This is a genomic window from Phyllobacterium sp. 22552, assembly GCF_052044585.1.
Classification (GTDB): domain Bacteria; phylum Pseudomonadota; class Alphaproteobacteria; order Rhizobiales; family Rhizobiaceae; genus Phyllobacterium; species Phyllobacterium ifriqiyense.
The window spans coordinates 240,971-258,933 of record NZ_JBQENG010000001.1 but is presented as its reverse complement, the minus strand read 5'-3'; the positions used below and the strand labels follow the sequence as shown (position 1 = coordinate 258,933).

19 protein-coding genes are annotated in these 17,963 nt (G+C 52.4%); 11 read left to right on the top strand and 8 right to left on the bottom strand.

The annotated features are described in order from the left end of the window. Positions 1-3: 3 nt before the first annotated feature. The 8 genes from ACTJI9_RS01330 to ACTJI9_RS01295 all read left to right on the top strand — a co-directional run bounded on the left by ACTJI9_RS01330 (position 4) and on the right by ACTJI9_RS01295 (position 6,556). Entirely contained in the window at positions 4-1,155 is a 1,152-nt protein-coding gene (locus tag ACTJI9_RS01330; RefSeq protein WP_440805533.1) for a M24 family metallopeptidase, read from the top strand. Positions 1,156-1,217: 62 nt separating this feature from the next. Further along, positions 1,218-1,823 carry a hypothetical protein gene (locus tag ACTJI9_RS01325; RefSeq protein ID WP_336439708.1) on the top strand — a complete coding sequence of 202 codons (606 nt, stop codon included), beginning with the start codon at positions 1,218-1,220 and terminating at the stop codon, positions 1,821-1,823. Between the two features lie 144 nt (positions 1,824-1,967). After that, positions 1,968-2,900: a ribose-phosphate pyrophosphokinase gene (locus ACTJI9_RS01320; protein WP_008124277.1), complete on the top strand. Its 933-nt coding sequence runs from the start codon at positions 1,968-1,970 to the stop codon at positions 2,898-2,900. Positions 2,901-3,114: 214 nt separating this feature from the next. Further along, positions 3,115-3,753, top strand: a complete 639-nt coding sequence (locus tag ACTJI9_RS01315; RefSeq protein WP_115052412.1) for a 50S ribosomal protein L25/general stress protein Ctc — start codon at positions 3,115-3,117, stop codon at positions 3,751-3,753. Between the two features lie 24 nt (positions 3,754-3,777). After that, entirely contained in the window at positions 3,778-4,497 is a 720-nt protein-coding gene (gene pth / locus ACTJI9_RS01310; protein WP_307279560.1) for an aminoacyl-tRNA hydrolase, read from the top strand. Positions 4,498-4,509: 12 nt separating this feature from the next. Beyond that, the gene (ychF, locus tag ACTJI9_RS01305; protein WP_115052410.1) at positions 4,510-5,613 is read left to right on the top strand and encodes a redox-regulated ATPase YchF; all 1,104 of its coding nucleotides are present in this window, start codon (positions 4,510-4,512) and stop codon (positions 5,611-5,613) included. A gap of 8 nt (positions 5,614-5,621) precedes the next feature. Next, entirely contained in the window at positions 5,622-6,086 is a 465-nt protein-coding gene (locus ACTJI9_RS01300) for a MaoC family dehydratase (RefSeq protein ID WP_336439706.1), read from the top strand. Then, on the top strand, positions 6,083-6,556 hold the full coding sequence (locus ACTJI9_RS01295) for a MaoC family dehydratase (protein WP_440805526.1): 474 nt from the start codon (positions 6,083-6,085) through the stop codon (positions 6,554-6,556). Before ACTJI9_RS01300 ends, ACTJI9_RS01295 begins: the two co-directional genes overlap by 4 nt. Before the next feature lie 24 nt (positions 6,557-6,580). Here ACTJI9_RS01295 and ACTJI9_RS01290 read toward each other — a convergent pair whose 3' ends face one another. From ACTJI9_RS01290 to ACTJI9_RS01265, 6 genes are all read right to left on the bottom strand, one after another. Next, positions 6,581-7,126 carry an adenine phosphoribosyltransferase gene (locus ACTJI9_RS01290; RefSeq protein WP_115052408.1) on the bottom strand — a complete coding sequence of 182 codons (546 nt, stop codon included), beginning with the start codon at positions 7,124-7,126 and terminating at the stop codon, positions 6,581-6,583. An 83-nt stretch (positions 7,127-7,209) separates the two neighbouring features. Continuing rightward, positions 7,210-8,079, bottom strand: coding sequence for a cytochrome c1 (locus ACTJI9_RS01285; protein WP_115052407.1), 870 nt, complete (start codon positions 8,077-8,079; stop codon positions 7,210-7,212). A gap of 20 nt (positions 8,080-8,099) precedes the next feature. Continuing rightward, a complete protein-coding gene (locus ACTJI9_RS01280; RefSeq protein WP_115052406.1) occupies positions 8,100-9,398 on the bottom strand; it encodes a cytochrome b in 1,299 nt (432 codons plus the stop codon). A gap of 21 nt (positions 9,399-9,419) precedes the next feature. Further along, positions 9,420-9,983, bottom strand: a complete 564-nt coding sequence (gene petA, locus ACTJI9_RS01275) for a ubiquinol-cytochrome c reductase iron-sulfur subunit (protein ID WP_115052405.1) — start codon at positions 9,981-9,983, stop codon at positions 9,420-9,422. Positions 9,984-10,328: 345 nt separating this feature from the next. After that, positions 10,329-12,179: an ABC transporter ATP-binding protein gene (locus ACTJI9_RS01270; protein WP_440805522.1), complete on the bottom strand. Its 1,851-nt coding sequence runs from the start codon at positions 12,177-12,179 to the stop codon at positions 10,329-10,331. 146 nt (positions 12,180-12,325) lie between these two features. Then, positions 12,326-14,158 (bottom strand): ABC transporter ATP-binding protein, encoded by a 1,833-nt coding sequence (locus tag ACTJI9_RS01265; RefSeq protein ID WP_307279580.1) that lies wholly within the window; start codon positions 14,156-14,158, stop codon positions 12,326-12,328. 353 nt (positions 14,159-14,511) lie between these two features. On the opposite strand from ACTJI9_RS01265, the gene ACTJI9_RS01260 reads away from it, so the two are divergent. Beyond that, on the top strand, positions 14,512-14,988 hold the full coding sequence (locus ACTJI9_RS01260) for a tRNA (cytidine(34)-2'-O)-methyltransferase (RefSeq protein ID WP_440806193.1): 477 nt from the start codon (positions 14,512-14,514) through the stop codon (positions 14,986-14,988). Between the two features lie 21 nt (positions 14,989-15,009). Here the strand turns inward: ACTJI9_RS01260 and ACTJI9_RS01255 are convergent, their stop codons facing one another. Both ACTJI9_RS01255 and ACTJI9_RS01250 read right to left on the bottom strand, forming a co-directional pair. Beyond that, on the bottom strand, positions 15,010-16,113 hold the full coding sequence (locus ACTJI9_RS01255) for an ABC transporter substrate-binding protein (RefSeq protein ID WP_440805519.1): 1,104 nt from the start codon (positions 16,111-16,113) through the stop codon (positions 15,010-15,012). A gap of 223 nt (positions 16,114-16,336) precedes the next feature. Next, positions 16,337-16,609, bottom strand: a complete 273-nt coding sequence (locus ACTJI9_RS01250; protein ID WP_115052401.1) for a hypothetical protein — start codon at positions 16,607-16,609, stop codon at positions 16,337-16,339. Between the two features lie 155 nt (positions 16,610-16,764). Between ACTJI9_RS01250 and hemF the strand changes: the two genes are divergently transcribed. Then, positions 16,765-17,676: an oxygen-dependent coproporphyrinogen oxidase gene (hemF, locus tag ACTJI9_RS01245; protein WP_115052400.1), complete on the top strand. Its 912-nt coding sequence runs from the start codon at positions 16,765-16,767 to the stop codon at positions 17,674-17,676. 96 nt (positions 17,677-17,772) lie between these two features. Further along, positions 17,773-17,955: a DUF1059 domain-containing protein gene (locus ACTJI9_RS01240; RefSeq protein WP_115052399.1), complete on the top strand. Its 183-nt coding sequence runs from the start codon at positions 17,773-17,775 to the stop codon at positions 17,953-17,955. Positions 17,956-17,963: the final 8 nt, after the last annotated feature.

Here is a 17,963-nt window from a genome sequence, read left to right as displayed (position 1 = left end):
ATTATGGGCCTTCATTTCGAACCGGAAGAATGCAATGCGCGCCGTGATCGTTTGATGATGGTCATGGCCGAGCAAAAGCTTGATGCGATCCTGCTCTTTGCACAGGAAAGCATGTATTGGTTGACCGGCTACGATACTTTTGGCTTTTGCTTCTTCCAATGCCTCGTTGTCAAAGCCGATGGTAGTAATGTGCTGATGACCCGCTCGGCCGATTTGCGGCAGGCGCGGCAGACCTCCAATATTGAAAACATCATTGTTTGGGCAGATCGGGACAATGCCAATCCGGCGGCGGATTTGCGCGAACTGCTCAATGACCTTGATCTGCTGGGCTGTCGCATCGGTATTGAATATCAAACGCACGGTTTAACAGCGGCCAATGGTCGAAAGTTGGATGAGCAGCTTGCCGCCTTTGGCCAACTCGTGGATGCATCCGGACTTGTGGACAAGCTTCGTGTTCTCAAGAGTCCAGCTGAAATCGTCTATAGCCGCAAGGCTGCCGAACTCGGCGACGATGCTCTCACCGCAGCTTTGAAACTAATAAAGGCAGGCGCGGATGAAGGCGCCATTCTAGCTGCCATGCAGGGAGCAATTTTTGCTGGCGGCGGCGATTATCCGGCCAACGAATTCATCATCGGTTCCGGCGATGATGCATTGCTCTGCCGTTATAAGGCTGGCAGGCGCAAGCTTACGAAAAATGACCAGCTGACGCTCGAATGGTCGGGTGTCTATCGACATTATCATGCGCCAATGATGCGCACCGTCCTGACGGGCAAGGCATCGAAACGCCACCAGGAGCTTTACGACGCTGCACTCGAAGCGCTGCAGGCTGTTGAAGCGGCCATGACGCCGGATTCCACCTTTGGTGATGTGTTTGATGCGCATGCCAAGGTAATGGAAGAGCACGAGCTGACCCGCCACCGCCTCAATGCATGCGGCTATTCAGTCGGCGCCCGCTTCACGCCGTCTTGGATGGACATGCCCATGTTCTATTCGGGCAACCCTGAACGTATCCAGCCGGATATGACCTTGTTCGCCCATATGATTATCATGGACTCCGACAGCAATACGGCCATGACATTGGGCCAGACCTACCTTACAACCAATGGCAAGGCGGAAACGCTTTCACGCCAACCTCTTGACTTGATCGTGAAATAAAACTTTTGTCAGCTTTGCTTATCAAGCCGCTTTTGCGGTTGCTTAATGGGGTTTGAGTGAAGATGAAGTTGCGTAACGCACTGACTTGCACCGTCACCGCTTTCATGATGATCGTTTTGAGTGGGTGCAACAGCTCTGAAAATACCTTGGGCGTCACCAAATCCGATCTGCCACCGACGCAAGGTGGTGCAACAGGAGCGCCGGGAACTGACCCGGCAGCGGCTCCTGTGCCAGGCAATACGCCAACCACAGGTACGGCTCCGGCCGCCACCGGAACTGCAATGCCTACAGGGGTGTCGCAGACCGCTAAACTGCGTTTTGCGCCTATTGTTGGCGCACCTATTGCCGCTGCTACACCACTGTCCCAACGCCTCTCGGCACTTGCCAAGCAAAAAGGTATCGTTTTGGGCACCGCTGGCGATACGGACAATACCCACATTATGAAGGGCTATTTCTCTGCCCTGCCCGATGGCAATCTGACAACGATAATCTACGTGTGGGACATCCTTGATCCGGCGGGAACACGCCTTCATCGCATACAAGGGCAAGAAAAAGTGCCCGGCGGTGCGGCTGATCCATGGAGTTCCGTGCCAGCAGCAACGATGGAAGGCATAGCTGACAAAGCAATCGGCGGCTATCTATCGTGGGTTTCAGGCTCCAAGACGTGACATATTTACACGTTTGAGGGCTTAACCTTGTCCAACTGTGCATGAATCGACTCTGCCCGCTTGCAATGTGCGTCAGTCACAGTAAAAGGCGCGCCATACCCTTATTTTGGCTGACGCTCTGAAAAAGACGTGAGGAAATACAGCATGAAACTCTTCGCGGGCAATTCCAATCGCGTTCTCGCTGAATCTGTAGCCAAGTATCTTAATATTCCACTCGGCAAAGCAAGTGTACGGCGTTTCGCCGATGAAGAGATTTTCGTCGAGATTCAAGAGAATGTTCGAGGCGAAGATGTCTTCGTCATGCAATCCACGTCCTACCCGGCAAATGATCATCTGATGGAACTGCTCATCATGATCGATGCCTTCCGTCGTTCGTCGGCAAAACGTATCACGGCGGTTCTCCCCTATTTCGGTTATGCCCGCCAAGACCGTAAACCCGGTCCGCGCACGCCAATCTCCGCGAAGCTCGTGGCTAATCTGATCACCGAAGCTGGTGCAAATAGAGTTCTGACGCTTGATCTGCATGCTGGCCAGATCCAGGGCTTCTTCGATATCCCGACTGACAATCTTTACGCCGTGCCAGTTATTGCCCGTGATGTTCGCTCCCACTACGGCACTTCAAACGTGATGGTCGTATCTCCTGATGTCGGCGGTGTGGTCCGCGCCCGCTCATTGGCAAAGCGCATTGATGCGCAGTTGGCTATTGTTGACAAGCGCCGCGATCGTCCGGGCGAATCCGAAGTGATGAATGTCATTGGTGATGTCAGCGGCAAGGACTGCCTGCTGTTCGACGATATTGTTGATTCGGGCGGCACGCTTTGCAACGCTGCCGAAGCGCTACTCGCAAAAGGCGCAACAAGCGTTACTGCTTATATAACGCATGGCGTACTTTCAGGCGGCGCGGTTGCCCGCATCACCGGCTCCAAGCTGAAGGAACTGGTTATAACTGATTCCATTCAGCCAACCCCTGCCGTCAATGCTGCCCATAATATCCGTGTATTGCCCATTTCTGATCTGATCGGCGAAGCAATTGCACGTACCGCATCGGAAGAGTCGGTTTCCAGCCTGTTTGATTGAGGTTGCTACGCTCATAACTTGCACAATCGTGATCTTTCCGTTATAGAGCCGCCATCCGCGTAGACACCCTTGGAGGCAACGCGGAATGAGGCGGCCAATCATCTGTTACGGGATCTCTCGTTGGGATGGCCTTTGGGCCGCTTCATGTTTTTTGGATTGTCATTCATTTGACCTTGCAGGAACACTCCAGATTTGAACCTCGAAAGGAAATGCCATGAGCGAAGCATACGAGCTCAAGGCCGAGGCGCGCGAACGGGTTGGTAAGGGGTCCGCCCGAGAAATTCGCCGCAACGGTAAAGTGCCAGCAGTCATCTATGGTGACAAAAAGGCGCCAATCTCGATTACCCTCGACTACAAGACGCTGTACTACAAGATCCATGGCGGCGGTTTCAAAACCACCATTGCCAACATCATTCTTGACGGCAAGTCGATCCAGGTCCTGCCAAAGGACTACCAGCTTGATCCGGTCAGCGACAAACCAGTTCACGTTGACTTCCTGCGTGTATCGGCCAAATCGGTCGTAAACGTACATGTGCCGATTCACTTTCTTAATGACGAGCTTTCGCCTGGCATTAAGCGCGGCGGCGTTCTCAACATCGTTCGTCACGACGTTGAGCTTCATGCGCCAGCCAATGCCATTCCGGAAGCAATCGAAATTGATTTGACCGGCAAGGTTATCGGCGATTCGATTCACATTTCTGATGTTACCCTGCCAAAGGGTGTGACACCGGTTATTCAGGATCGTGACTTCACCATTGCTACCATTGCTGCTCCTGCCGTTCTCGCTGCTGAAGACGAGACAACGGAAGCCGCAGTTGAAAGCACTGAAGCAGAAGAAAAAGAAGGCGAATAATCGCCTTTACAGGGAGCTGGTCGCGTGCTGCTCATTGCAGGTCTTGGCAATCCCGGCTCTCAATATGCCTATAACAGGCATAATATTGGTTTTATGGCGGCGGATGAAATACACCGCCGCCATAATTTTTCGCCTTGGGCGAAAAAGTTTCAGGCACTCATCGCCGACGGCATGATCGACGGCGAAAAGATAATTCTGATCAAACCGCAAACCTTCATGAATCTTTCCGGTCAGTCGATTGGTGAAGCCATGCGCTTCTACAAACTTGGCCTTGGCGATCTTACCGTTATTTATGACGAACTTGATCTCGCCGCCGGGAAAGTTCGTGTGAAGGTTGGGGGCGGTTCTGGCGGACACAATGGAATAAAGTCCATTGATGCACATATTGGCAAAGATTATCGCCGCGTTCGTATTGGTATAGATCATCCGGGTGTCAAGGAACTGGTCACACATCACGTGCTTGGCAATTTTGTGAAGTCGGACTCCGAGTGGCTGGAGCCAGTGCTCGATGCGATTGCTGTCAATGCAGACTATATCGTCAAAAAAGACGATGCTGGCTTTATGAATCGCGTTGCTCTGGCCACCGGCGGAAAGCCTGAGAAAACACAAGTTGAAAAGTCTGTTGCAAAACCGGCCAGTCAAAGCCATATCCGGCAGGCTCGGGTTCAAAAACCGACAGTTAACATTCCAAAATCCGGCCCTATGGCCGACATGCTGAACAAGCTCTTCGGCAAGAAAGAATAAGGATCGCACATTATGGGTTTCAAATGCGGCATCGTTGGCCTGCCAAATGTTGGCAAATCCACGCTTTTCAACGCGCTGACAAAGACCGCCGCTGCCCAGGCTGCGAATTATCCCTTCTGCACCATCGAACCCAACACGGGTGAAGTTGCTGTGCCGGACCCGCGCCTGCAAGCAATCGCCAAGATTGGCAAGTCAGCGAATATAGTACCAACTCGTATCAGCTTTGTAGATATTGCAGGCCTCGTGCGTGGTGCTTCCAAGGGTGAAGGACTTGGCAATCAATTCCTCGCCAATATCCGCGAAGTCGATGCGGTCGTGCACGTGCTGCGTTGTTTCGAAGATGACGATATTACGCATGTTGAAGGCCGCATTGATCCCGTTTCCGATGCGGAAACTGTCGAAACAGAACTGATGCTCTCGGATCTCGAAAGCCTTGAGCGCCGCATCGTCCAATTCAGGAAGCGCGCGAGCAGCAAAGATAAGGAAGCAATGACATTGCTTCCCGTGATGGAAGAGGCGCTCGCATTGCTTCAGGATGGCAAACCCGTCCGTTTCATGCTGAATGGCATAGCTGCCGAAGACCTTGAAATATTGCAGGGCCTGAATCTCCTCACGTCCAAGCCAGTGCTTTATGTTTGTAACGTAGCCGAGGAAGACGCGGCCACTGGCAATGAACACACCGAAGCGGTCGAAGAGATGGCCACTGCGCAGGGCGCAGAAACCGTCGTCATATCCGCAGCCATTGAAGCAGAAGTCGCTCAACTTCCCGAGGAAGAGGCCAAGGAATATCTGGACGCTATGAACCTTGATGAGCCTGGCTTGGACCGCCTTATCCGGGCCGGCTACAAGCTTTTGCATCTCATTACCTATTTCACAGTTGGTCCAAAGGAAGCGCGTGCCTGGACCGTTGAACGCGGTTCCAAAGCGCCTCAAGCGGCTGGCGTCATCCACACGGATTTCGAGCGGGGCTTCATTCGCGCGCAGACGATCGCCTATAATGACTATGTGACGCTTGGTGGCGAAGTCGCAGCCAAGGAAGCCGGTAAAGCCCGTGACGAAGGTAAGGAATATATCGTGCAGGACGGCGACATCATGCTGTTCCGCTTCAACACATAGAGGCAATGATGAGTGAACCCCGCTACGCATTTGAAGATTTTGCTGTTGGCAGCGAATGGCCGCTGGGTTCAAAGATAGTCGAAGCTGGCGAGATCATCGATTTTGCCAGCCAGTTCGATCCTCAACCATTCCATTTGGACGAAGCAGCAGGCAAAGCAAGCATCTTAGGCGGCCTTGCAGCGTCGGGTTGGCATACAGTCTCAATGTTCATGCGTATGATGTGTGACGCCTATCTCCTCGACTCGACCTCGCAAGGAGCACCAGGAATAGACTATGCGAGATGGCGTGCACCAGTACTTGCCGGTGACACGCTGACCGGCAAGACAACCGTCATCGAAAGCCGGGTATCCAAGTCCAAGCCTTCACTTGGCTTTGTGGTTTTACACCATGAAGTTTTCAATCAGGATGGCGTGCTCGTGTGTGAACTGCAAAACACCGGCATGTTTTCCTTGCGGGAGCCATTGGCATCATGAGCAACGACATTGAAGCCCACATCGGTGTCGAAATGGACCTGGGCAGCCATACATTCGGTGCGGAAGAAATTATTACCTTTGCCAAAAAATACGATCCGCAGCGATTTCACGTTGATCACGAAGCTGCCAAGCATAGCAATTTCGGCGCGCTTTGTGCATCAGGTTGGCACACGACAGCCATCTGGATGCGGCTTAACGTGGAGAGCATGAAAGCCCTTATTAAAGAGGCTATGAAGCGCGGCGAACAACCGCCAACATTCGGCCCCTCGCCCGGATTTGAGAACCTGAAATGGTTGAAGCCGGTCTATGCCGGAGACACAATCCGTTTTACCCGAACCGTGAACAGCGTGCGTACACTTCAATCACGTCCCGGCTGGTCGATGATGCAGATGTCCTCAGCGGCCTATAATCAGAATGGCATCCGCGTGATGGAATTCGACAGCGCCGCTCTTATTGCCCTGCCTGACTAATTCGCCACCAACATAAGACTTTTGTTAGTGGCCGTCAAAATCGATCAATGTGCGAACGTTTACGCCAAGCGCCTCTAGTTTCTTTCGGCCGCCCAGCTCCGGCAGATCAATAACAAAACAGGCAGCGACGATATCGGCGCCCAGTTGTTGCAAGAGCTTTACTGCCGCTTCTGCGGTGCCGCCGGTTGCAATGAGATCATCGACAAGCAAAACTTTTTCGCCGGGGATAATGGCGTCCCTGTGCATTTCCATCTCGTCCAGCCCATATTCAAGGCTATAGGCAATGCGCACAGTATCATGGGGCAGCTTGCCCTTCTTGCGGATAGGTACGAAGCCAGCTGATAACTGATGCGCCATCGCCCCGCCTATGATGAAGCCCCGCGCTTCGATGCCTGCAATCTTGTCGACTTTGCCGCCGGCATAGGGATGGACCAATTCATCAACGGCGCGGCGGAAGGCTCGCGCATTGCCAAGGAGGGTTGTAATGTCACGAAACATGACACCCTGTTTTGGATAGTCCGGAATGTTCCGGATGGAATTGACCAAGGTCTGCTTCAGACTTGAATCCATCTCATGATTCCTTTGCTTCTTTGCCATACCCACAAAAGAAAAGGGCGCATTGCGCCCCTTCCACGATCAATACTATCAACCGCTCAATGCGGAACGTCAGACCAAATCCGGCGCTTGGCCAGATAAACCAGACCCGCAAACAAGATCAGAAAGATCATGACGCGGAAGCCGGTCTTCTTGCGCTCTTCCAGATGCGGCTCAGCAGCCCACATGAGGAACGCTGCGATATCTTGTGAATATTGCGACAAGGTCGCTGGCGAACCATCATCATAGGTCACCTGTCCGTCTTGCAGAGGCTGTGCCATTGCAAGCGATTTGGCGGCAATGAAGTAGGGATTATAGTGCGTTCCCTCTGGAATCTGCATGCCTTCCGGCGGCGTCTGACCATAACCCGTCAAAAGCGCGTGGATATAATCCGGACCACCTTCCTGATATTGAACCCACGGTGCGATGTCATACAGGAATTGCGGGAAACCGCGTTCAACTGAACGGGCCTTTGCGATCAGCGAAAAATCGGGCGGAGCAGCGCCACCATTAGCGGCGGCGGCAGCTTGAACATTTGGAAATGGCGATGGAAAATGGTCGGCAGGAATGGCCTTGCGGTTAACAATCTCACCATCGGCATTCGGTGCATCCGGCACTTCATATTCGGCAGCGAAGGCTTTTACCTGAGCTTCGTTGTAACCCAACTCTTCCAAAGCGCGGAATGGAACCAAGCTCATGGAATGGCAGGCCGAGCAAACTTCCTTATATATTTTCAAGCCGCGCTGCAGTTGCTGCTTGTCATAATATCCAAAGGGGCCGGAAAAGGTCCACTTCATTTCTTCCGGATGCTTGATCGGGAAATGCGTTGGCTCCGCTGCGTGGTTAGCTTCTTCTGCCGCCTTCGCACCACTGAAAGCCAGCATTGTACCGAGACCGGCAGCGGCAAGACCGAGGAGGATTTTTTTCATGGTTGAGTCCTTCACGATTCTCAGGCCCTGGTTTCCGAAGCAGTGGTTGCACCAGCTAGCTGCTCACCACTCTTGGTTTTGGCAAGTACGGCTTCCGTAATTGAATTCGGCAAGCGGCGCGGCGTCTCAATCAACCCCAGCAAAGGCATGATGATGATGAAGAAGCCAAAGTAGTATGCCGTTCCGATCTGTGAGAAGACCGTATAGAGGCCTTCAGCAGGACGTGAACCGAGCCAGCCGAGAATGATTGCGTCAATGACGAACAGCCAGAAGAATAGCTTGTACCAAGGACGGTAGACAGCAGAGCGAACTTTAGACGTATCCAGCCAAGGCACCAGGAACAGGATCGCAATGGAACCGAACATGGTCAACACGCCGCCGAGCTTCGAGTCGATTGGTCCGATGTTGAAGGTGATGGCACGAAGCATCGCGTAGAATGGCAGGAAGTACCACTCAGGAACGATATGCGCAGGCGTCTTCAACGAGTCCGCTGGAATGTAATTATCCGGATGACCGAGATAGTTAGGCATGTAGAATACGAAGTAAGCGAAGAGGATAAAGAAGATGCAAAGACCGAAAGCATCCTTGACCGTCGCATATGGCGTGAACGCGACTGTATCGGTCTTTGACTTGACTTCGATACCCGTGGGGTTCGTCTGACCGGTAACATGCAGCGCCCATACGTGCAGAACGACTACACCGGCAATCATGAACGGCAGAAGGTAATGCAGTGAGAAAAACCGGTTCAGTGTAGGGTTATCGACAGCAAAACCACCAAGCAGCAGCTCCTGAATAGGATTGCCGATAACCGGGAAAGCCGTGAAGAAGCCGGTGATAACCGTAGCACCCCAGAACGACATCTGCCCCCAGGGTAGAACATACCCCATGAAAGCTGTTGCCATCATCAAAAGCAGGATGATGACACCAAGTATCCACAATAGCTCGCGCGGAGCCTTGTAAGACCCGTAGTAAAGACCGCGAAATATATGAATGAACACCGCAAGAAAGAACATCGAAGCGCCGTTCGAATGCAGATAGCGCAGAAGCCAGCCAGAATTGACATCGCGCATGATCTTTTCAACGGAGTTGAACGCAAGCCCCGTATCTGCGGCATAATGCATGGCCAGCACGATGCCTGTAATGATCTGCGATACCAGCATCAATGCCAGAATACCGCCAAAGGCATAAGCATAGTTGAGATTGCGCGGAACCGGGTAAGCTACAAAGCTATCATAAAGCAGACGCGGCAACGGCAGTCGCGCATCAAACCATTTTTCGATACCGGTGTTAGGCGTATAGGATGAATGTCCACCGCTCATGTCGTGTCTCCCCGTAAAACCTTAGCCGATTTTGATGACGGTGTCGGAAATGAATGAAAGCGGCGGAACCGGCAGGTTCTCCGGCGCAGGGCCCTTACGGATACGTCCGGCCGTGTCGTAGTGCGAACCATGGCATGGGCAGAACCATCCACCAAAGTCGCCCTGCTGGCCAAGTGGAATACAGCCGAGATGGGTGCAAACCCCCACCATCACCAGCCAGTTTTCCTTTTCCTTGACTGCAGTACGATCAGCATCTGTCGCCTGTGCGTCACTCGGCAGATTGGCGTTGCGCGCAATTGGATCCTTAAGCTCGCTGAGCTGTACAGCTTTGGCCTCTTCGACTTCCTTGGGCGTACGATTACGAATGAAGATCGGCTTGCCGCGCCATTTTACTGTCAGCGACATACCCGGCGTTAAGGCTGAAACATCAACTTCGATGGACGAGACTGCCAGCGTGGAGGCGTCCGGGCGCATCTGGTCGATAAAGGGCCAAGCAAAGGCGCCTACACCGACCGCACCGGCCATACCTGTCGCAATATAGAGGAAGTCACGCCGTGTCGGCTCGGTCGTATCGTGTGCGCTCACGGGGCCTGGTCCTTTCCGAATAACAACGCAGCTGGAGCCCCCGCTTTATCAACAATAGCAGACTGGCCCATATTAATGAGCCTCGCGGAATCCCCAACATATCGGGTGGTTTCTAAGCGTGTCGCAGGGGCTTGTCCAGCCTGACAAAGCCACAAGGGCAGGATGTCGCAGGGATAAGCTTGGTGGTCTTATTCTAACATTCGCATCTCATTTCGATCATGCTTGTTGCGAATGTTGGAATCGGCAAGACCACCGATAAGCATATGATTCCAGTAGAGTGATTTGATATTCGCACCGGAGTTTGCAGCTGTACCGGATGCAAATATCAAATTCATCCCACAAGCGTTAATCATGAGCGATAAACCCGCCTGACTGCCGCGCCCAGAGACTGGCATAAATCCCATTCGCCGCGATGAGTTCTTCGTGCTTGCCTGTTTCCACAATGCGCCCCTCGTCCATCACGACCAAGCGATCCAATGCGGCAATGGTCGAGAGTCTATGGGCGATAGCGATGACCGTTTTTCCCTGCATCAATTGGTAAAGACTCTCCTGAATGGCCGCCTCAACCTCGGAATCAAGCGCGGAGGTGGCCTCGTCCAGCACCAAAATGGGAGCGTCCTTCAGCATGACACGCGCAATTGCGATGCGCTGCCGTTGCCCGCCGGAAAGCTTCACGCCACGCTCTCCAACATGTGCGTCCAGACCCTTTCGACCCTTCTGGTCACTTAAATCATCAATGAAAATATCGGCTTGTGCATTTTTAACTGCCTTTTGCAAAAGCTCTTCGGATGCGTCCGGCCTGCCATACAGAATATTGTCTCGCACGGAACGATGCAGTAGCGATGTGTCTTGCGTGACCATACCGATATTGGCGCGCAGGGAATCCTGCGTAATGTTCGCTATGTCCTGCCCGTCAACGATAATTTTACCGCCTTCGAGATCATAAAAACGCAAAAGCAAATTAACGAGCGTGGACTTTCCCGCTCCCGAGCGCCCTACCAGCCCCACTTTCTCACCCGGTCGAATGGACAGTGACAGGTCATTAATGACCGATCTGGCGCTGTCATAGTGAAACCGGATATTTTCGAAGTTAATCGAACCTTGCGGCACCACCAATTCTTGTGCATCTTGTTTGTCGAGCACAGTCACAGGCTTTGCCAGTAGCTCTTTGGAATTTTGTATCGTGCCGTAGTTGCGCAAAAGGCCATTCAGATTAGCCATCATCCGGGTCAGCAACATGCTCAGGCGCAGCACCAGCCCCAGAGTAAAAGCCACTTCGCCCGATGAGATTTCCCCGGCCAGCCACAGGTCTATCGACACATAGGCAACTGTGCAGATCATAATTCCGCTGGTAGAGGCCAATGAAATGCGAATGCCGCTCAAGCCACGCGTCAGCGTGGTGATAGCCTGTAACCAACGATCCATGCCCTGACGGATATAGGCATCGTCGCGGCTTGCAGTACCAAACAGTTTCAATGTCTGGATATTGCTATAACCATCCACGAGTTGACCCATCGCAACTGAGCTGCTTTCCGCCGTTTCACGGGCCGCCCGGCGCACACGCGGCAGGAAATAACGCGCGGTCAAACCAAAAACAGCAAGCCATGCGATCACCACAGATGCAAGGCGCCAATCCAGCCGCCCGATCAGAAAGAGCGTAGTGGCGCAGTAGACCACGCTGAACCAGACGGCTTGGAGCAGCGTCACCATGAAATCGCCAAGCGCCTGCCCGGTAGCCCAGACCTTCGTAACAATACGACCGGAAAAATCATTCTGGAAAAACGACAGGCTCTGACGGTAGACTATGCTGTGAGCTTGCCACCTCACGAGATTGTTGAAGCCGGGAACAATTGCCTGCTCCTCAACAAGCGCCGCAAGTGAAAGTACCAGCGTACGACCAATCAACACCGCCAAAAGCATGAGAAAAAGCGCTATCCCATGTTTGTCGATTAATCCGTCCCATCCTTCAACGCGATCCGCCGAAGAGAGGATATCGATGATTTTGCCGACAAACCAGAAAAGCCCTGCTTCAAAAAAGGCGATAAGCCCGCCACAGACAAGCATCGCAAGAAACACATATTTCTGCTGCCGGACGTAGAACCACATAAATGCCAATGTGTGGTTTGGAACACGGTCCGCCGGAGCTTTGGCGTAGGGATCAACCCAGCTTTCGAAAAGGGCGAACAGACGCTTCATGCAAACCACATCAGTTTGGAATCCTTGCGGTTTGTTAAAACCAAACAGCCGTAACAAATGACGACCGGCGGAGTACTTTCCGTTGAGTCCCGGCGGTCGTCAAATTAAACTTGGTTCACTCTACTGTCTGCCAGAGCGAATTTGCTCTAATCATCCATTCCCAGGAAGCCTCCGGACTGGCGCGCCCACAGATCGGCATAAATACCGCCAGCTGCGATAAGCTCATCATGACTGCCGCTTTCTACAATCTGCCCTTTGTCCATGACAACGAGACGGTCGAGTGCTGCAATGGTAGAAAGCCTATGCGCGATGGCAATAACTGTCTTGCCCTGCATCAGGCGATAGAGATTGTCCTGAATTGCGGCTTCCACTTCTGAATCAAGAGCCGATGTCGCCTCGTCCATGATAAGAATAGGTGCGTCTTTGAGCATTACGCGGGCAATTGCAATGCGCTGACGCTGTCCGCCAGAAAGCTTGACGCCGCGCTCGCCCACATGAGCGTCGAAACCACGACGCCCCTTCGGATCGGAAGCCGCTTCAATAAACGAATCTGCCTGCGCGTTCCTGACCGCTTGCCTCATCAGTTCTTCCGAAGCATCTGGTCTTCCGTAAAGCACATTGTCTCTGATTGAGCGATGCAGCAATGATGTGTCCTGAGTGATCATCCCGATATGTTCGCGCAGCGAATCTTGTCGGACTTTCGAAATATCCTGCCCATCAATCGTGATTCTGCCGCTTTCAAGATCGTAGAATCGCAACAGGAGATTGACGAGCGTGGACTTGCCCGCGCCGGAACGTCCGACCAATCCGATTTTCTCACCTGGCTTGATATCAAGAGACAGCCGATCAATAACGCCGGCTCCCTTGCCATAGTGGAAACCGATTTTATCAAAGGTGATAGCGCCGGCTCGTACATCAAGGTTGGGAGCATCAGGCACATCCATGACCAATCGGGGGAGCGATATGGACGTAATACCGTCTTCCACAGTACCGATGTTTTCGAACAGTGCCGACATTTCCCACATGATCCACTGCGACATGCCGTTAAGGCGAAGCACGAGACCTATACCCACTGCCACAGCACCGACTGTGATCGCTGCCCCAAGCCAAAGCCAGATCGCTATGGCGCTTACGGAGAACAATAACAGGCAGTTCATCGCATACAGAGTCACATGAAAGCCGGTCACCATGCGCATCTGGCGATAAGCTGTCGACAGGAAATCCTGCATCCCTTCGCGGGCGTAGCTTTCCTCCCGTTTGGAATGGGAGAAAAGCTTGACCGTCGCAATATTGGTATAACTGTCGACAATCCGGCCCGTCATTGACGAACGGGAATCTGCTTGTGCTTTAGATGCAACCTGCAATTTTGGGATGAAATACCACATCAGGCCTATATAGGCCATCAACCAGAGTAGAAACGGCACCATCAGTCGCAAGTCGGCCGCAGCAGCGATAATGAGGGTCCCGGTGAAGTAGACGATTACATAATTAAGCACATCGAGCAGTTTCATCACCGCTTCACGGACCGCCAGAGAGGTCTGCATCAGCTTGGTCGAAATACGTCCAGCAAACTCATCCTGAAAAAAAGTCATTGATTGGCGAACCACATAGCGGTGCACCATCCACCGGATTCGCATTGGATAGTTGCTCAAAAGGGTCTGATGAATAACCAGCGAATCCAGAAGTACGATACCTGGCATTGCTATAAGCACAACACCCGCAAGCAATGCGAGTTTCCACCCCTCATCCGCGATGAATGTTTCCCGCGAATGATTCGACAACCAATCGACGATGTTGCCCAGAAATGCGTACATGGACACTTCGAGAACGGCGATCAGCGATGTGCACACCGCCATAACGGCAAGCCATGGCCAGACACCACGTGTATAGTGCAGACAGAACGCAATTAGTGTTTTGGGCGGCTCACTCGGCTCAGCAGCGGGAAATGGCTCAAGCCTGTCTTCAAACCAGCGGAACATTGTCGGACCTCTTTTGGGATCGGCAAGAAATTATACCGGCATGAATTGCCGGAGCTGACTGGTCAGTAAATCGCCAACCATGAGAACGAATGCGGTTTGTGTCTTAAAAACTAGATCGTATAAATTGACCCCACGCCGCCTGCGAAACCGGCCACAGCTTCCATTGGTGAAACTATCCGGCTTGGAAGAAGTCGGAAAAATTCGGTCATCGACACCTCCAAATTTTGCTCAAGCGTTGCGGTGCAACCCCTATAGCGATTATGAACGTCAAAAGCGAGAGGCCAATCTGCGTGACGGCACTTCGTTCAGCCAATTGTTGCCCATGGAGCACGCCACACTTGACCGATAATAGTTTGAACCTGCGAGTAGCGCTCTATCAGCCTGACATTCCCGGTAATACCGGTACCATATTGCGGATGGCCGCTTGTTTTGGCATCGGCGTTGACGTGATCGAGCCTGCAGGCTTTGACATTTCCGACCGTTCACTCAAACGCGCAGGTATGGATTATCTGGAACAGGCAGCTCTGACCCGCCACTCGAACTGGCAGGCATTTCAAGCATGGCGGCTGGGTGAAAATCGCCGATTGCTTCTATTCTCGACCAAAGCGGCCACGCCCTACACAGAATTTTCATTTCAACCCGGTGACATTCTGCTGCTGGGGCGAGAATCATCGGGTGTCCCGGATGAGGTTCACCAAGCGGCAAATTCGCGACTAATAATTCCCATGGTTGAAGGCGCTCGGTCGTTGAACCTCGCATTGTCCGCCGCAATTGCCACAAGTGAAGCGCTCCGGCAATTACAGTCCGGATTGAAAACCGCCGGTCACTAAGACCGGCGGTTTACTCAGAGATTAATCCAGCTGAACCGGCTTACCGCCTTCCCACTTGTAGAAAACGAAAGCTGGTGTCGTCAGATCGCCAGTTGCCGAGTAGGCAAGATCGCCAACAACTGTCGGCAGTGCTTCGCCCGACTTTATCTTGGCAGCAACTTCCGTTGGTTCTGACGAACCTGCCTTTTCAATGCCAGCAGTTATAACCTGCAAGGCAGCATAGGCGTTGAGCGTGAATGCTTCAGCCGGGATATTCTTGGCTGTAAGTGCTTCTACAATTTTTGCGGCGGCAGGATTCTTTGTTGGATCAGCACTATTCGTGAATAGTGTACCAGCAGCAGCCTCACCGCCAATGGCCCAATATTCAGTGTTTGAGAGGCCATCGGGGCCAATGAGCTGTGCTTTGATGCCCTGATCCGACAACTGGCGGGCAATCAGACCGCCTTCCGCGTGATAACCACCGAAGTAAATCACATCGGCTTTCTCAGACTTGATACGGGTAATGAGTGCGCTGTAGTCCTTCTCACCGGCATTGATGCCTTCGAAAACGACCTCGGTTACACCGCCTTTATTGAGAACAGCCTTCAGACCGTTGCCAATACCAGTGCCGTAAGGCGTCTTGTCATAGATAATGGCAATGCGCTTGTCTTTGAAGTTGTCGAGAATGTATTTGCCAGCGACATCGGCCTGCTGATCATCCCGTCCGCAGGTACGGAATACGGTCTCCAAACCACGGGTTGTCAGTTCCGGCGTCGTGGCAGTCGGTGTAACCATCACAATGCCGTTTTCGGCCAGCACATCGGATACGGGCATTGCCACGCCGGATGTTACCGGACCAACAACAAACTTGATGCCTTCACCCACCACCTGGTTGGCCACAGAAACGCCCTGCTTCGGCTCGCCTGCGTCATCAAACACCTTGGTTACAATCTTTTCACCCTTGATGCCGCCAGCCGCGTTGATTGCCTCGGCCGCGCTCTCAACGCCATTTTTGACCTGCAAACCGTAAGCGGCAACGGGGCCCGTGACCGGCGCGATGATACCCACAATGATGTCAGCGCGGGCAAATGATGTCATTGCCATCACGGCTGCCAGAGCCACTCCAGAGATTAATGATAAACGCATATTATCCTCCAATTATTGTGCGTCCCGGAAGATTCTCCGGTGCTGGAAAAAGTTCTACTGGCTTTAAAATAGACTGTCAGCACGATTCATTGGAATTAGCGAGAAATCGCCTAAAAACTCGAAATAATTTGAAAATACGGATGATTTTGGTCAAAACCCGATCAATTTATTGAAGAATCCATCAATTTTATTGTTGTTTGGTGCCAAAATGCCAAAATGTGACTTAGTCAGCATTCGGCAGTCGCCGCATGGTAAACTCAATTATATCTCCCGGACGCTCATACCAGCTTTCGATCTCGGTCCAATATGCAGCCTTTGGATATTGAGCGAACCACTCCTTCGCTTTTTCGCGCGCTGCCAGTCGCGGAAGCTTAAAACTCTCGCGAACGAACGCACCGCGCTGCAACCCAACATCTTCACGGCTTTGCCTCAATCTCTTGCGCAGCCCGTCGAGAGGCGGTTTCGGAAACTGCGATTTGGGTGCTCTGGAAACCATACTCGTATCCTCACTGAGCCCTACACCTGATAGATTAAGTGGAGGGCCGCCGAAAAACGAGTCATTTTTTGTGCATTTGCGAATTGGGTAAACGGCTTTGTCTTTTGGCTGTAATCTGTTGTGCTATTGTTCGGGCAAACAAGGATTCTCATCTCATGGACCGTCCCGACATACCCGCCATCCTTCCCGAAAAGCTCGAAGAGAAGAAAACTGCAGCAACGGCCTGGTTTACCGAACTACGCGACAAGATTTGCGCAAGTTTTGAGTTGTTGGAAGACGAGTTGGAAGGCCCCCTGTCCGATCGCACGCCTGGCCGCTTTAAACAAACGCCCTGGAAGCGTGAAGGCGATGGCGGCGGCGGAACCATGTCGGTCATGCATGGCCGTGTTTTCGAAAAGGTCGGCGTTCATATTTCAACAGTTCATGGCGAATTCAGTCAAGAATTCCGCAAACAAATCCCGGGCGCTGACGAGGACCCGCGTTTTTGGGCGTCGGGAATTTCATTGATTGCCCATCCGCAAAGTCCTCTCGTGCCTGCCGTGCACATGAACACGAGAATGGTAGTGACCACCCGCCAATGGTTCGGTGGAGGGGCGGATCTGACGCCTGTTCTGGAACGTAAGCGGCAATCAGATGATTCTGACACTGTGGCGTTTCACAAAGCGATGAAATTTGTTTGCGACAAGCATTCCGCAGTCGCCAACCATGAAAAATTCAAATCCTGGTGTGACGAGTATTTCTACCTGCCGCACCGTAACGAACCCCGTGGCACCGGTGGTATTTTCTATGACTGGTTGCATTCATCCGACGAGAACGGCGGATGGGACGCGGACTTCAATTTCACGCGCGATGTTGGTCGGGCATTCTCGGTTGTTTATCCCTATCTCGTAAGGCAAAACTTCAATCAGGATTGGACTGATGCTGATCGACAGGAGCAACTTGTCCGGCGTGGTCGCTATGTCGAGTTCAATCTGCTTTATGATCGCGGAACAATCTTTGGATTGAAGACCGGAGGTAATGTCGACTCTATTCTTTCATCCATGCCCCCAACGGTGAAATGGCCATAATAGGAGTTTTGGGGGATCAATTCGGGTTTTGATGCGTTATAATCCTCACCGTTGTGAAAAGAGTGCCTGTGAGCACTCGCAATAGGGAGAGAGGCCATGAAAGAACTTCATTGTATTGTTCCCGGCTGCCAGTGGCACACACGTCACGACACGGATGCTGAAATCATACGTCGAACCACTGACCATCTGCGCGAAACCCATGGTGAGACAACCATTCGCGAGTCTATGCTGGAAACAATCAAAGCCAATATCCAGCCTGAAAAGGGCAAGGCGGCCTGACCATCTTG

Bases quoted from the DNA above. Each gene is read 5' to 3' on its own strand.
- ACTJI9_RS01240 (WP_115052399.1), top strand. From the start codon at position 17,773: ATGAAAGAACTTCATTGTATTGTTCCCGGCTGCCAGTGGCACACACGT.
- ACTJI9_RS01280 (WP_115052406.1), bottom strand. From the start codon at position 9,398: ATGAGCGGTGGACATTCATCCTATACGCCTAACACCGGTATCGAAAAA.
- ACTJI9_RS01320 (WP_008124277.1), top strand. From the start codon at position 1,968: ATGAAACTCTTCGCGGGCAATTCCAATCGCGTTCTCGCTGAATCTGTA.
- ychF (WP_115052410.1), top strand. From the start codon at position 4,510: ATGGGTTTCAAATGCGGCATCGTTGGCCTGCCAAATGTTGGCAAATCC.
- ACTJI9_RS01315 (WP_115052412.1), top strand. From the start codon at position 3,115: ATGAGCGAAGCATACGAGCTCAAGGCCGAGGCGCGCGAACGGGTTGGT.
- ACTJI9_RS01265 (WP_307279580.1), bottom strand. From the start codon at position 14,158: ATGTTCCGCTGGTTTGAAGACAGGCTTGAGCCATTTCCCGCTGCTGAG.
- ACTJI9_RS01295 (WP_440805526.1), top strand. From the start codon at position 6,083: ATGAGCAACGACATTGAAGCCCACATCGGTGTCGAAATGGACCTGGGC.
- ACTJI9_RS01330 (WP_440805533.1), top strand. From the start codon at position 4: ATGGGCCTTCATTTCGAACCGGAAGAATGCAATGCGCGCCGTGATCGT.
- ACTJI9_RS01285 (WP_115052407.1), bottom strand. From the start codon at position 8,079: ATGAAAAAAATCCTCCTCGGTCTTGCCGCTGCCGGTCTCGGTACAATG.
- ACTJI9_RS01290 (WP_115052408.1), bottom strand. From the start codon at position 7,126: ATGGATTCAAGTCTGAAGCAGACCTTGGTCAATTCCATCCGGAACATT.
- ACTJI9_RS01250 (WP_115052401.1), bottom strand. From the start codon at position 16,609: ATGGTTTCCAGAGCACCCAAATCGCAGTTTCCGAAACCGCCTCTCGAC.
- ACTJI9_RS01300 (WP_336439706.1), top strand. From the start codon at position 5,622: ATGAGTGAACCCCGCTACGCATTTGAAGATTTTGCTGTTGGCAGCGAA.
- ACTJI9_RS01255 (WP_440805519.1), bottom strand. From the start codon at position 16,113: ATGCGTTTATCATTAATCTCTGGAGTGGCTCTGGCAGCCGTGATGGCA.
- ACTJI9_RS01270 (WP_440805522.1), bottom strand. From the start codon at position 12,179: ATGAAGCGTCTGTTCGCCCTTTTCGAAAGCTGGGTTGATCCCTACGCC.
- ACTJI9_RS01325 (WP_336439708.1), top strand. From the start codon at position 1,218: ATGAAGTTGCGTAACGCACTGACTTGCACCGTCACCGCTTTCATGATG.
- hemF (WP_115052400.1), top strand. From the start codon at position 16,765: ATGGACCGTCCCGACATACCCGCCATCCTTCCCGAAAAGCTCGAAGAG.